Source organism: Mesorhizobium sp. M5C.F.Cr.IN.023.01.1.1, from assembly GCF_003997585.1.
In the GTDB taxonomy this organism is placed as follows: Bacteria; Pseudomonadota; Alphaproteobacteria; order Rhizobiales; family Rhizobiaceae; genus Mesorhizobium; species Mesorhizobium wenxiniae.
Genome location: NZ_RZSU01000143.1, coordinates 1 through 13,980, shown reverse-complemented (window position 1 = coordinate 13,980; position 13,980 = coordinate 1). Strand labels below are relative to the sequence as shown.

The window sequence follows — 13,980 nt, the reverse complement described above, 5'->3', positions numbered from 1 at the left end:
GCGCACGGTGGTCGGAGTGTTTTTGTTGGCGATCATCAACAACGCCTTCAACATTATGAACCTCGAAGCATATCTCCGGGAGATTGTAACGGGAACGATAATCATTCTAGCGGTGATAACGAACACTCTCACCGGTCGCAAGTAATACGAGGCGGGATAAATGACTATAATCAGAACCAATATCGGGCAAAACCGGTACAGGATTGCAGCCGACATAGGCGGCACGTTTACGGATGTCGTCGTTCAGAATACGGGGACTGGCGAGTATCTTGCGGCCAAATATCCAACCACACCCGGTGATCTGTCGGAGGGCATATTGCGCGCTTTCGGCCGGGTTATCGACGATTTCGCCCAGGTCGAGTTTGCCGTACACGGAACGACGCAAGGGTTGAACGCGCTGCTTTCTCACTCCGGCGGCAGGATCATGCTTTTAACGACCGCCGGTGCTCGCGACAGTTTCTTCATCATGCGGGGATCACGACCGCGAAAGGAGATGTACAACAACAAGTTCCGGCGTCCTGAACAACTCGTGCGCCGACGGGATACATTGGAGGTAGGTGGTCGGCTTGACTACGAAGGCAACGAAATTGCGGAACTAAATGTAAGCGACCTGCAAACCGCAGCCGAACACGCTCGAGCTAACGGGATTCAGTCGGTGGCTGTCTGCTTCCTGTTCAGTTACAAAAATCCCGATCACGAGATCGCTGCACGCGAATTCCTGGAGCGGAACGTTCCGGGAATTTCAGTATCGCTTTCGCATGAAGTCGCACGTGAGTGGCGCGAGGCGGAGCGGGCGGCGTCGACCGTGGCGGACGCTTATATCAGCCCTTTGGTTCGGCAATATCTTGAGGTAATCGAATCCCGCCTGGAAAAAAGAGGGCTTGCAGTACCCCTTTATGTAACGCGGTCCAGTGGAGGCCTGATGTCGGTCAAACAGGCAAGCAAGCAGCCCATTCAGACCCTCTTTTCGGGCCCGGTTGGGGGGATCATTGGCGCTGCGGAAATGACAAAGCTCCTACACACCGACAATGTCATATGCGCCGATGTCGGGGGGACCAGCTTCGACGTCAGTCTCGTGGTCAACGGCAAGCCGCGGGTCGTCAATCAGACGACGCTCTCTGGCATGGACATTATCATGCCCGTTGTCGAAATCGAATCCATCGGTGCTGGCGCCGGCTCTATTGCCTATGTCGAGGCGGGCGGTCTTCGCGTCGGTCCCGAGAGCGCAGGGGCCGAACCGGGGCCGGCCTGTTACGGGAAAGGCGGGATTGAACCCACGGTCACCGACGCACAAGTGTTTCTGAATCGCTTCCTGCCACAAGGGGAGCTGGGCGGAGCAGTTCGGATTGACCGTGCAAAGGCGGAAGCCGCGCTAAGGAGAGTCGCCAAGTCGCTTGGAATGGATGCGGAAACGCTGGCCGAGGGCATATTGGACATCACGAATGCAAAGATGGCCGATGCTATTCGCAGGATCACCGTCGAACAGGGTATCGAACCGCGCGATTTTTCTATCGTCGCTTTTGGTGGCGCCGGCGCTATGCATGCCGCGTTTATCGCAGAGGCCCTGGAGATTTCCAACGTCGTCGTTCCGCCACACGCAGGCGTATTTTCCGCCTGGGGCATGCTGCATTCGCCCATGCGCCACGATATTGCCGTTCCATTCAATAAATTTCTTCGGAATGTCGAGGAATCTGAGATCTCTCGCCGATTTGAAGAGCAATCAGGCTTGGCAAAAGCCCATCTAGACGCTGAAACAGGCGGTAAGGGCGAGATACACTATCAGTACCTTCTCGATGTGCGATATGATGGGCAGGAGTATACTGTTACGATCGAAATACCACAGAACAACACGCCAGCTCGGGAGATCTCCGAGATTTTCCATGAAGCCTACCATCAGCGTTACGGCCATTCGCATCGCGATGCGTCGATCGAGATCGTCGCATTGCGCCTGGTGGCTACTGCGCCCATGGGAAACTACGTTGCAGCCGACACATCCGGCACGCGGAAGACAGAACTCAGATTTTCCGAACGCGATGTGATGTTCGGCGGCAAGTGGCTGCGAACGCGAATTGTCAACAGTGAGGACCTGTTCCAAGGGGACGAACTGGATGGCCCGCTCATTGTCGACGCAGGACTCTCCACCACCGTTGTTCCTCCTGGATCGTGCCTTGTCGTCGAAGCGCGGAAGGTGATGCGCATTATTCTAGGTTAGATGCGTTGAATTTCGTCCGCCACAAGCCTGTGCTTAAGGGCAGCTCCCATATCAGTTTCGAGTTGGCCACTGAAGATTTGATATTAGCCGGTTCCGGGACCATCGCTAAAGTGAGAAAAACCGGGAGGCAAGACGTCCGTCGCAACGTTGTGAGCGGCCGGCCGTAGAAGGTGCCAACATGAGGGTTGCCGCGGCATGAGTCTCACGAACGCACCCCAACTTGGAAATGCGAGCCAGATGAAGCTCCCCTCGATCGCCAATCCCGACTTGGCCATCCTTTACGACAACCAGCCGCGCTGGAACCTGCCCGACCACCGCCGCCGTGGCTTCCACAACTTTCACACCACGGCGCGTTATGCCATGTCGCTGCGTGCGCCCCGCGTCCTGCCGCTCAGGAAGCAGATCGACTGGACCATCGGAGACCGGCCCGAAGTCGGACGCTACCTCGCCATGCCGCATTTCTCGGCCTTCGTCGTAGTGCGCGATGACCGCATCCTCTATGAGCGATATGCGCCGGACTTCGGGCCCGAGAGGCCGCATCCCATCATGTCTATCACCAAGACGACGCTCAACCTGATGCTCGGCCGAGCAGTGGCCGACGGCCTCGTCAACCTCGACGAGCCAGTAGGCACTTATCTGCCGGAGATCGGTACGGGCTACGGCGAGGCCACAGTCAAGGCGACGGCCGACATGAACGTTGCCAATGACTTCACCGAGGACTACAGCAACCCCGACGCGATGGTCTTCGACAGCGGGGCCGCCAGCGGCTCCCGCCTACCGCGAGACGGTAAGAAGGAGCAGACGATCCGCTCCTTCGTCTGCGGCATCACCGGCGGTGACCTGGCGAATCGCACCGGCCAGGCGCTGTACAAGTCGTCCAACAGCGATGTCATCGGCTGGATCATCGAGCGCGTGAGCGGCCGGCCACTGCGCGACTGGCTGATCGAGATTGTCGAGGCGGCCGGCATCGAAGGCTGCTTTCACATTACCTGCGACCGCGAGGGCGTGCCGCTGCTCGGCGGTGGCGCTTGCCTCTCAGCCCGCGATCTCGCGCGCTACGGCCTGCTGATTGCCCGCATGGGGCAGGGTATCGATGGCCGCCGCGTCGGCGATGCCGCCTTTATCGAAGATACACGCCGCAACCCCGGCCCTACCATGCCGAAACCGCGCGACTGGATGCACTATAGCCGCCAGATGACGACCGATGGCATCTGGCTTGGTCACGGCGGCTATGCTGGCCAGTATATGCTCGCAAACCCGGACACGGGCACAGTCGTCGTCTATTTCGGCGTGCTCGAGAACACGGGCGACCCCGACCCCGACCCCAACTTCCAAGGCCCTCTGGTGAAGATGATGGCCAAGATCGCTGCGGAATGAGGAGCGGGTCGTCGGGGCGCTTCAGCATTTACTAAGGAATGAACAACCAAGCAAAGGGGAACTACAATGACAATGAATCGACGCGATATTCTCAAGGGCGCCGCGGGTTCGTCCATTGCCATCGCTGGACTGAGCTGGTCCAGCCTGCAGGCTGTCGCACAGCAGGCGTCTCAGAACACGCTTACCTGGATTTGGGACATAGCGTACCAGAACATGAACCCAGCCATTGCCAATGCGGCCGAACCATATGTGCTAGGCAACGTTTACGAGACGCTCTTTGCCTACAAGGACGGCAAGGTCCTGCCGAAACTGGCGACCGCTTGGGAGAGCGCAGAGGGTGGCAAGAGCTGGACCGTCAAATTGCGGGAAGGGGTAAAGTTCCACGACGGCTCGCCGCTGAATTCGGCGGCGGTCAAGAAGTCGTTCGAATATACGCGTGATCTTGGGAAGGGCAAGAGTTACCTAATTGCGGGCCTGGAACATTTAGACACGCCGGACGAACTTACCGTCGTCTTCCGTTTCAAAAACACCATCGCCTTCGATCTCGTGGCGGGTGGAAGTGGTTTCGTGATAGGCACGGCAGGCATCGACAAGGGCGACGAATGGCTGAACCAGGGCAATGCGATCGGCACCGGCCCCTATAAGCTGACACAGTTCCAGCAGGGAAAACTAATCGTCCTCGACAAATTCGAAGATTACTGGGGCGGATGGGAAGCCGGCCAGATTGACCGCGTCCTTCATCCCTATGTGGCCGAAATGTCGACCCGCGTTCAGATGATCCGGTCCGGCGAAGCGAACATTGCCCAGCGTGTTCCGGCTTCGCAGATCGACAGCCTCGAGGCTCTTCCCAATGTTTCTGTCGCGGATATTCCCAGCTGGCGCACACAATACTATATGATTAACACCCAAAAATATCCCACAGACAATCTGAAATTTCGACAAGCTCTGTTGTCTCTTTGGGATCACGATTCGGTACTGAACCACATTTTTCGTGGTATTGCCCAAAAGCCGGTGGGTCCAGTCGTATCGACATTGTGGGGTCACGGAACATACGACGTGGGCACATTTGATCCACAAAAGGCGCTATCGCTGCTTGAAGAATCGGGCATTCCTAAGAAGGATTGGAAGATAAAGGCGCTCTACTATGCCGGTAATCAAGAGCAGATTGATGCAATAGAGCTGTTCCGGGCCAACGCCGAGGCTGTAGGGCTGGAGGTAGAGCTTGAGCTCGAGGCGGTTGCCACCACCTACAATACGAAGGCGCGGTCTCCTGAAACCACAGGTCACCTGAACGCGATGGTAATGTGGCCAGGTTATCCGTCCCCATATGATTTTCTGGCAATGTTTAAGAGCGAAGAAAAACCTGTCTGGAACTTCTCCTACTACCAAGACGAAGAGTACGACCGCCTGGTAGGCAAGGGCTTCAAATTGGAAGGTGTAGACAAAGACGCTGCGGCTAAGGACTATATCGCCGCGCAGGACAGGCTGATGCGGAACGCGGTCGCCATCTTCTATGCCGATGTCAACCGGGTCGTGGCCTATTCATCCGATATCAAAGGAATGGAACAGGCCAATAATCCCGCCTACGAACAGATATCCCTCTACAGCCTCGGCAGATAGGCGGCCGGAGCGGAGTAGAGGAGGATATCATGCCTGTTGCGATGCACTTGGCCCAGCGGCTGCTAATGATTTTTGGCGTCGTCGTAGGCGTGATGACCATAATGTTTGTTTTGAGCCGAGTGCTCGCCCCCTCGCCGGCAGAATTGATGCTGGGGGGGCGGCCTCCCGCTGAGATGATCGCCAAGGTGAATGCCGAACTCGGACTCGATAAGCCGCTAGCGATTCAATATTTTGCTTTCCTCAGCAATGCGATGCGCGGAGAGTTCGGCAACAGCCTGCTCACCGGGCGTTCCGTGCTGTTGGAGGTTCGCGAGCGGTTAGGCGCGACGTTCGAACTCACTACCTTGACGATGGTGCTCGTTCTGCTCATTGGCGTTCCCATCGGAATTCTATCCGCGGTAAGGCAGAACTCGATTATCGATAACGTCGTCCGGACCGTCTCGGTAGCCGGCGTTGCGATCCCCTCTTTCATTCTGGCGATGTCACTGCAACTCCTCTTCTACGGCGCACTTGGATGGCTACCGCTCCAAGGTCGCGTCGACACTTCGATCCTTCTTGGTAACCCGATCAGACCGATCACCGGCCTTTTTCTTATCGATGCCCCTCTCACTGGCAATTGGGAGGGATTCAGGAGCGCTCTTGCACACATCGTCCTGCCACTCCTCACCTTGACGATCCTGATGCTCGCTACTGTCACGCGCATCACGCGCAACATGATGATCGAGGTTTTGAAGGAGGAGTATATCCGGACGGCCTTTGCCTATGGTCTGCCGAGTTCTGCGATCTATTATCGGTATGCGTTGAAGGCCACCCTCATACCAATCCTGACGGTCGTTGGATTGACCTATGGGTATCTTTTAGGCGGAGCCGTTGTGGTCGAGACTGTCTTCGACTGGCCAGGGCTGGGTTCTTTCTTAGTCTCGTCGATTGCGCAGAACGACTACCCCGCCTCGCTTGGCGCCACACTCTTTCTTGCAGGCATCTACCTCTTGGTCAATCTACTCGTCGACTTTCTGTATGCGGTCGTCGATCCCCGGCTCAGAACAGCGTGATGGAGATGATGATCGCAACCGATGTCGACCGGCCCGGCCGGCTGATCCTTGCAAGAGCATTCTTCGCGCAGCACCGGCTGTTCGCTTTTGGCGCGGCCATCCTGCTGGTGGTGGTTTCAGGAGCGGTGCTTGCCCCTTGGTTTGCGCCCTATGCGCCGACGGAAATTGTGATGTCGGAGCGGCTTTCAGCACCCAGCACCGAGCATCTGATGGGCACGGATCGGTTCGGCAGGGACATCTTCGCCAGGGTGCTTCATGGAGGGAGGGTGTCGCTGCTAGTCGGCATCTGCGTGGTCCTTCTAGCCTTAAGCATCGGTATTCCGGTCGGACTTATGGCAGGGTATTTCGGTGGCAAGACTGATCTACTTTTGATGCGTGTCGCGGATGTATTCTTGGCCTTTCCGCCGCTGCTTCTGCCGATCGCCATCACCGCTGCACTTGGTCCTGGCCTCTGGAACGCTGTGATCGCGCTCGGCGTCTCCTGGTTTCCTGGGATGGCGCGCATTATGCGCGGTGCGGTCCTGCAGGTACGCGAGGAACTTTACATCGGCGCCGCGCGAACGATCGGTTTGGGACATCTGCGCGTTCTCATTCGCCACATCCTCCCAAACTCGCTGACGCCGGTCATCGTTGCGGCCTCGGCGGATTTTGGCTACGCGATCCTGGCTGGGGCATCGCTAAGTTTTATCGGTTTGGGCGCACGGTCTCCAGCCGTCGAATGGGGCCTGATGGCGGCGGAATCCCGCGTCGACTTCCTCGACCACTGGTGGACTGCGCTCTTTCCGGGTCTGGCGATCTTCGTGACAGTGCTTGCGGTCAATCTCGTTGGCGACGGGCTCCGCGATATTTTGGACCCAAAGCAGCGGAGACGCCAATGAGCGGTGCGGTTCTTCAGGTGAGGGGGCTCGGAGTGACCTTCCCCGGCCTGTTCCGATCGACTTCTATCCTGCGGGGGATTAATTTCGAAGTTGCAGCAGGCGAAGTGCTCGGCTTGGTGGGCGAATCAGGCTGCGGAAAGTCCATGACCGCGAGCGCCTGTCTTGGCATGGTGCCGCTGCCCGGCTCCGTCACCGGCAGCATCATAATAGACGGGCAGGAGGTTGTGGGGCGGCCGGAGTCGGAACTGCGCGCGATGCGCGGCAGCCACGCTGCGATGATCTTCCAAAATCCGATGCGTTCCATGAACCCGTTCTTCACCCTCGGGCGGCAGATGATCGATGTCATCCGTTGCCACCGGCGGGTGAGCGGGCCCGAAGCCCGTTCCGTCGCCTTGAGCGAGCTCAAAGCCGTGCGCATCCCGGATCCCGAGTGGGCGCTCGAGAAATACCCGCACCAGCTTTCGGGCGGACAGATCCAGCGTGCCATGATTGCGCTCGCACTCGCCTGCCAGCCGCGCCTTTTGATCGCCGATGAGCCGACAACGGCGCTCGACGTGACCATCCAGGCACAAATCGTCTGGCTCCTGCGGCGCCTGGCTGATGAGAAGGGCCTCGCCGTCGTGTTCATCACACACGATCTCGGCATTGTTTCGCAACTCTGCGATCGCGTCGCAGTCATGTATGCGGGCCGGATCGTTGAGATGGGCAGCGTGGAGGCGGTTATCGATCAGCCTCGCCATCCCTACACGGCAAAGCTGCTGGGTACGGTTCCTGCAGTCGGCCGCGGTAACCGCGATCTCGTCTCAATACCGGGCCATGTACCCAATCCTGGCGTAATACCGAAGGGCTGCGCGTTTCACGACCGGTGCGACCGCGCGACCGGCCTCTGCGCAGAGGCGGATCCGCCGATCCGAACGCTCGGGCAGGACCATCTGGCGCTGTGCCATCACGCCGTTGACGACCAGCAGTTCACGGAGACACAATGAACGCAGCACCACCCGTTCGCCTAGTCTCGGTCGAGAGCCTCCGCAAGGTTTATCCTACTCGCCGCGGCGTCGTGCAGGCCTTGGACGGAATAAACTTTCAGATCACGCCGGGCGAGACGCTGGCGGTCGTGGGCGAGTCGGGCTGCGGCAAGAGCACGCTCGCCTCGGCGCTCTTGGGACTTGTGAGCTTCGATGCAGGCACGATCGAGATCTGCGGCAACGTGGTCACCGCCGGTCCCCACGGGGCAACGATGCCCCCGCGCCGCGACGTCGGCGTCGTTTTCCAGAACCCGCATTCCTCGCTTGATCCGAGAATGAAGATACGCTCCATAGTCGGCGAGCCGCTGAACGCGGTTCTTGGCATGCGCGGCAAAGCCGCCAACAGGCGTTCCAGCGAATTGCTGAGCCAGGTTGGGCTCGGCCCGGAATACCTCAATCGCTATCCGCATCAGCTCTCCGGTGGGCAGATGCAGCGCGTTGCCGTCGCACGTGCGTTGGCACTCGAACCACGACTTCTTGTCCTCGACGAGCCTACCGCCGCGCTCGACGTGTCCGTGCAAGCCCAGATTCTGAAGCTTCTGAAGGCACTTCAGGCTAGATCAAACGTCAGCTACCTGTTCATCACGCACGATCTTGGTGTCGTCGACTACATCGCCCACCGTGTCGCCGTTATGTATCTTGGCCGGATCGTTGAGAGTGGGCCCGTGGACGAGGTCTTCGCTGATCCGCGCCATCCTTATACGCGGGCATTGCTCGACGCAGTGCCGGTGATCGATCCCAGGCGGCGGCGCCAGCCCGCGCCAATTGACGGCGAGGTGCCGAGTCCTCTCAACCGCCCTCGCGGGTGCGCCTTCGCGCCGCGTTGCCGTTGGGCGACCAGCCAGTGCCGCACAGCCGAGCCCGAGCTTTGCGAAGGTGAGCCGGGAAGACGGGCCTATGCCTGTTTCCACCCATTATCGCTCGGAAAAGACAGCGAGATCAGGAGAGGCCCGCTTGCAGCCACATGAATGCGTTAGGGTCGCGGAATTGGTGCGCAAGCGCACGCCCTGGAGCTTGTTAGATGCGCACACGGGGCACACGACAACATGATCCCGACTATCAATGCCGTGATCGAGTCCTATGAAGAGGCCAATCCGTGCCAAGTTCGGACACCGGGCGCTTCCTCTGCACTTCCTGCGCAAAGACACCGACCACAAGAGGCTACCGTGATTGTGGCATGTCATTAGATTGATTTAAGGCAACGGGGGCTGCGCTGCCGCCCCATAACCAACGCTTCCGATGCTCCGTCTTTGCCAAAAGGATGTTGATGGATTTGGCGAACAGTGCGGAGCTCGAAAAGGACAAAGCAATGGGTAAGCTTAACCTGCCGCAGGGCAAAAAGGTCGCCGTCAATTTAGGTGTTGATTTCGATGCTCAGGCACTGTGGCTGGGCGGCTTCAACCGCCCCACCCCGTCCTTCATGTCCCGCGGTGAATTTGGCGCCGCCGTTGGTATGCCGAGGATTCTTGACCTCTTCAAGCGGACAGGCGTCAAATCCACGTTTTTCACCCCCGCTCATACCATTGATACTTTTCCCGAAATCAGCAAGCGAATCTGCGACGAAGGCCATGAGATCGGTCACCATGGCTACTATCATGAGAATCCGACCTTGATTTCCCGAGAGACGGAGAAGCGCCTAATGGATCTTGCATTCAAGACATACCAGAGCGTGCTCAGCCTTCGGCCTGTCGGCTATCGTTCTCCATATTGGGACTATAGTGAAAGCACGCTCGATCTGATCGAGGAAGCAGGTTTCAGGTACGACAGCAGCTTGATGGCGCGGGATTTCGTTCCTTACCGCCCCCAGCGCTGGCAGGTGCGTTGGGAAAAGGGCAATGTCGCCGGTCCAGCCAGCAAGGTACTCGAGATCCCCGTAAGCTGGTATTTGGACGATTTCCCCCCATTAGCTTACACCGGCGCCAACGAAACTATGGGCGATACAGAAACCGTTCTCCGCCGCTGGAAGGACATCTTCGATTACTGCTATAACTACCAGCCCAACGGCATCTATGTGATGGCACTGCACCCGCAGATCATTGGCCAGGCACATCACATGATCATGTTGGAGCGTCTCATCGAATACTTCAAGTCTCATGAGGGCGTTTGGTTCGCGACGTGCGAGGAGATCACCGGGTGCTGGCAGGACGACGACGAAGATCGTCGCCTTATGGCGTTACCCGATGCCCGCGGCGTCGAGCCGATGCCTAGTGACTATAACTGGCCAGGGCGCACGTGATTTTACGCCAGGCCGGACTTTTCGGGACGCAAGCAAACCGAAGACGAACTGGCGGCGGAGCACGCGTCGCGTGCCACGACGGTGAAGTCGTTCGAGCGTCGTCGTCCATCGCGCAAAGCCGTTCCCGGAGCACCTACCGCGCGAGCGCGTCGTGATCGCCGCTCCCGAGAGCTGCGCTTTGCAACAGCGCCAGAAAGACGGCCTGATTGGCCTGGACCCCCGAATGCGGCTGGACATTGGCATAACCGGCGCCGAAGAGTTGCTTGAGCCGATCGATGGGATCTCTTCGACTATATCGACATGCTCGCAGCCGCCGTAGTAGCGGCGTCTGGGATAGCCTTCTGCATATTTGTTGGTCAGAACGGACCCCTGTGCCGCCAGAACGTCACGGGAGACGATGTTTTCCGATGCGATCAGCTCGATCTGGTGCTGCTGGCGGTCGAGTTCATGGGCTATTGCTTCGGCAATTGCGGTATCGGAGATTGTGGCATCAACCATCCTGGTGAACATGGGCTTCCTTATAACAAATTGGATCATTCTTGCGGTCAGTGCGGCGCAGCGTTCCACCGAACCGGTAGTAATCGCGATACCTCGCCGGCCGTTCCTAAGAGAAGCCGCGGGATTGATGTGCCGCCGGCCGGGTTCGGTGAACACGCTGTCAGCGTTTCCCGCGCCCTAGCCGGTCAGGCCAAGCTGTGGTCAAATGGGGCTCATAACGGACGGGCCAGATCTTCGTCGGAAGCGTCTCCATGGCCGATTGTCCTAGGTTATGGAATCGGCAGTCCTCCCGGGACAAATTCAGTTTGCTTTCGAGAAGGCTGCCCCCGCAGCGTGAGGGGGTCAGGCGCGGACGCTTGGGCTACTGCCCCCGGTATTATGGGAAGCAGGATTTTCGAAGGGTTCTTCTTCGAGTGATAGACCCTGTTGACGGACGGGCCTCCGATAGGGATGCTGCTGTAAAAACTGTGGCCATATCGATCCGGAGCCGAAGTCTGATACAATATACAACTTGGAGCGCCAATGGTCAGTTCAAGACGGTGCCCTGGCCGGACCACATGAGCAATCGGGTTCAGCAACGACATCCGTATCTCGTAGATTTCACCTGGCACAAGCTTTTCGCTCTTGCCGAACGAATGAACTACCTCGTCTTCATATGTTCGATCGTTGTCGACCGCTCTTAGCGAAGCTCGCAGCAAGCCTCCTTGTAGAAAGAGTACACTGCCTTCGGGATCGATATCTTTCAGTGTTAATCCGAGATCCGTATCATCGCCAAAATCAATACTAAGAAATAGCGTGACCTCCGGATTCCCAAGCACCACAATGTCTGAGACGGCCGGGGCCGTCCGGTAGTTCAGAACGCCGGGGGAATATGGCTGCAGTGCAAACTGCTCACTGCTGCCAACGAGCTCTGCTGCCGTCGGGTAGAGATAGGCGCGGACGCCATCCGTCGAGCTGCCACTTGGCTCATCAAAAGAGAGCGCGGCATCGGCTGTAAGATACAATGGACGACGCTGAACGGAAGGTTCTGGCCATGTCTTATGAGTGGTGGTCCAACCTGGACGCGCATTCTTAGCGTTCCCGTCAACCTCTCTAACGTCCCAAAACACGGTGACCGGATCTTCGTTGTCTATACCATTCTCAATGCCCTTCACCCAACGGTCCAGGAATCTCATCTGCTCTGTATCTACAAAGCCATAGCTCCTGATCCCGATAGTCGGGTGTGGGCCGGCGACGTTGTGATCACCGTTCATAAAAAGAATTTTCTTATGCTTCACGTTTTTGAGTATGTGAGAAAATAGTCGTGCGCTTTGCCTAGCGCAGCCACCAAATTCATCGTGCCACGAAGCAACAATCATTGTGGGTATATTGACTTTGCCGGCAATCTCTTCGTGGGCCATTGAGACTGAATCCCACCACTCATCCTTAAGGGGGCGATTTCTCACCTCATCAAGAAATGAGCGCTTGACGACTTGCTTACTCTCACGAATCGCGGTGCACTGGTTATCACCCATTCTTATCCGCCATTCCGCACCTGCGGCCTGCGTGGACTTAGTTGTATTTTCCCATGCGACGGAACCTAGTTGGAACATCCCGCCAACGTAGGTGCAATCTCCGTAGCCGTCCTCTAGGCCGCTCGCCACAATCGCCCTGAGGTGAGGAGGTCGCTCTGCTCCCACCCAAAATTGAATGACCCCAGGAGTTGAATTGCCGATCATTCCGACATTGCCGTCGCTCCAGGATTGTCGGGCAATCCATTCGACCACTTCGGCACCGTAAATTCCCTCCTTACGGTCGCCCCAATAGTCGATGATACCTTCCGAGCAACCCGTCGCGGGAAAGTTGGCGCCAACGAAAGCGTAGCCGGCTTCGAGAAATGGCTTTGCCATTTCGAATGGGGCGGCACTTGCTTTATAATGGGAATACCAAAAAACGCTCGGATAGCGGCCAGATTTCGGGCGCCACGTGATGTGAGCGATGCGCGTCCCGTCCGTCATAGAAACGTAGCCGATATCTCGCACGACGTCAGCTTCAGTAAGATTTTTGCTAATTTGGTTCATCTTGACCTCTTTTACCTTTTCCGTTCCACGGTCCGAGCACTCGTCGCACAAGGGAGCAATGAGCCACAGCATCCCGCCTGGCGAAAAGCGGCAATCAATCATGTCGGGATGCCCGACACCGCAGTGATGCGGTCAGCTGACCTGGGGCCCCGGATTTTGACGAGTTCGGCGTGATATGGCTCATATCAATTTCACGGTGGCTACCAAAAATTTGATACTGGCGAGCCTTTCGATCACGGCTATCGTTGGCGTGACCTAATTTAGGAATAAGAGGCCGATGGCTTTGGAGCATAGAGCGAGATCTTTGCGCATGCCGCTTGTCTGGGCCAGACGTGCATCGACCTACAGTGCAGCACTCGGCCTCGCTCCCGACACCTGTTGGAGGTGGCAAGCTTCGAGCTTCCAACGCTAGGAGTGGCTCAAGCCGGATTGTGGAAATCGAAGGTCGGTGGGTCGTGAGCATCAGAGTTGGGCGATGGAAAATTAAATGTTGAACCCCATCACTGTTGAAATTGTCAGGAACGGATTGATATCCGCCGCGGAAGAGATGAACGCGATGCTGATACGCTCCGCGTTCACACCGATCATCTATGAGATGAAGGATTGCGCCGTTGCGATCCTCGATCGCGACCACCAGGTTCTCGGCCAATCATCTGGGCTGCCCATTTTTCTCGGCAATCTGGAAATCTGCTCTCAACATACAGAGCGGAAGTTCGGAAGGCACATTTGGCGCGAGGGGGACGTCTGGGCGCTGAATGATACCTACGTGGTTGGCACCCATCTCAATGACGTCTCCGTATATGCGCCTATTTTTTTCGGCGGTGAGCTCTTCGGGTTCGCCGTCTCCCGAGCCCATTGGCTGGACATCGGAGGCAAGGACCCCGGGCAATCTTTCGATTCGAGGGAGATATTTCAGGAAGGCTTGCGTCTCCCGCCAACCAGGGTGGTAATAGGGGGGCAAATTAATTATGACGTGGTGGACGTGATTGAGGCTAACACCCGACTACCGAAGGGTGTGATAG

The 13,980-nt window shown here is 57.5% G+C and carries 10 protein-coding genes and 1 pseudogene; 9 read left to right on the top strand and 2 right to left on the bottom strand.

What is annotated here, in order from left to right; genetic code table 11:
- Window positions 1-160: 160 nt before the first annotated feature.
- From EOA78_RS32015 to EOA78_RS31980, 8 genes are all read left to right on the top strand, one after another.
- Window positions 161-2,212 carry a hydantoinase/oxoprolinase family protein gene (locus EOA78_RS32015; RefSeq protein ID WP_127319359.1) on the top strand — a complete coding sequence of 684 codons (2,052 nt, stop codon included), beginning with the start codon at window positions 161-163 and terminating at the stop codon, window positions 2,210-2,212.
- A gap of 195 nt (window positions 2,213-2,407) precedes the next feature.
- Window positions 2,408-3,589: a serine hydrolase gene (locus tag EOA78_RS32010; protein WP_127319357.1), complete on the top strand. Its 1,182-nt coding sequence runs from the start codon at window positions 2,408-2,410 to the stop codon at window positions 3,587-3,589.
- A gap of 66 nt (window positions 3,590-3,655) precedes the next feature.
- A complete protein-coding gene (locus tag EOA78_RS32005; RefSeq protein ID WP_127319355.1) occupies window positions 3,656-5,209 on the top strand; it encodes an ABC transporter substrate-binding protein in 1,554 nt (517 codons plus the stop codon).
- Window positions 5,210-5,238: 29 nt separating this feature from the next.
- Window positions 5,239-6,261, top strand: a complete 1,023-nt coding sequence (locus EOA78_RS32000; protein WP_127319353.1) for an ABC transporter permease — start codon at window positions 5,239-5,241, stop codon at window positions 6,259-6,261.
- Between the two features lie 5 nt (window positions 6,262-6,266).
- Entirely contained in the window at window positions 6,267-7,139 is an 873-nt protein-coding gene (locus EOA78_RS31995) for an ABC transporter permease (protein WP_127319365.1), read from the top strand.
- A complete protein-coding gene (locus tag EOA78_RS31990) occupies window positions 7,136-8,125 on the top strand; it encodes an ABC transporter ATP-binding protein (protein WP_127319351.1) in 990 nt (329 codons plus the stop codon). Before EOA78_RS31995 ends, EOA78_RS31990 begins: the two co-directional genes overlap by 4 nt.
- Window positions 8,122-9,132, top strand: coding sequence for an oligopeptide/dipeptide ABC transporter ATP-binding protein (locus tag EOA78_RS31985; protein WP_127319349.1), 1,011 nt, complete (start codon window positions 8,122-8,124; stop codon window positions 9,130-9,132). The genes EOA78_RS31990 and EOA78_RS31985 overlap by 4 nt, the downstream gene beginning before the upstream one ends.
- Before the next feature lie 299 nt (window positions 9,133-9,431).
- The gene (locus EOA78_RS31980) at window positions 9,432-10,400 is read left to right on the top strand and encodes a polysaccharide deacetylase (RefSeq protein WP_206533542.1); all 969 of its coding nucleotides are present in this window, start codon (window positions 9,432-9,434) and stop codon (window positions 10,398-10,400) included.
- A 178-nt stretch (window positions 10,401-10,578) separates the two neighbouring features.
- Here EOA78_RS31980 and glyA read toward each other — a convergent pair.
- Window positions 10,579-10,910, bottom strand: a pseudogene (gene glyA / locus EOA78_RS31975) (serine hydroxymethyltransferase); the annotation flags it as partial.
- A 257-nt stretch (window positions 10,911-11,167) separates the two neighbouring features.
- On the bottom strand, window positions 11,168-13,060 hold the full coding sequence (locus tag EOA78_RS31970; RefSeq protein WP_245477907.1) for a CocE/NonD family hydrolase: 1,893 nt from the start codon (window positions 13,058-13,060) through the stop codon (window positions 11,168-11,170).
- Between the two features lie 385 nt (window positions 13,061-13,445).
- Between EOA78_RS31970 and EOA78_RS31965 the strand changes: the two genes are divergently transcribed.
- Window positions 13,446-13,980: hydantoinase B/oxoprolinase family protein (locus EOA78_RS31965; protein WP_164784024.1), on the top strand; the 535-nt coding region annotated here is incomplete at its 3' end.

Coding starts and splice junctions, on each gene's coding strand:
- EOA78_RS31970 (WP_245477907.1), bottom strand. CDS start 13,060: ATGATTGATTGCCGCTTTTCGCCAGGCGGGATGCTGTGGCTCATTGCT.
- EOA78_RS31990 (WP_127319351.1), top strand. CDS start 7,136: ATGAGCGGTGCGGTTCTTCAGGTGAGGGGGCTCGGAGTGACCTTCCCC.
- EOA78_RS31980 (WP_206533542.1), top strand. CDS start 9,432: ATGGATTTGGCGAACAGTGCGGAGCTCGAAAAGGACAAAGCAATGGGT.
- EOA78_RS31985 (WP_127319349.1), top strand. CDS start 8,122: ATGAACGCAGCACCACCCGTTCGCCTAGTCTCGGTCGAGAGCCTCCGC.
- EOA78_RS32005 (WP_127319355.1), top strand. CDS start 3,656: ATGACAATGAATCGACGCGATATTCTCAAGGGCGCCGCGGGTTCGTCC.
- EOA78_RS32010 (WP_127319357.1), top strand. CDS start 2,408: ATGAGTCTCACGAACGCACCCCAACTTGGAAATGCGAGCCAGATGAAG.
- EOA78_RS32015 (WP_127319359.1), top strand. CDS start 161: ATGACTATAATCAGAACCAATATCGGGCAAAACCGGTACAGGATTGCA.
- EOA78_RS31995 (WP_127319365.1), top strand. CDS start 6,267: ATGATGATCGCAACCGATGTCGACCGGCCCGGCCGGCTGATCCTTGCA.
- EOA78_RS32000 (WP_127319353.1), top strand. CDS start 5,239: ATGCCTGTTGCGATGCACTTGGCCCAGCGGCTGCTAATGATTTTTGGC.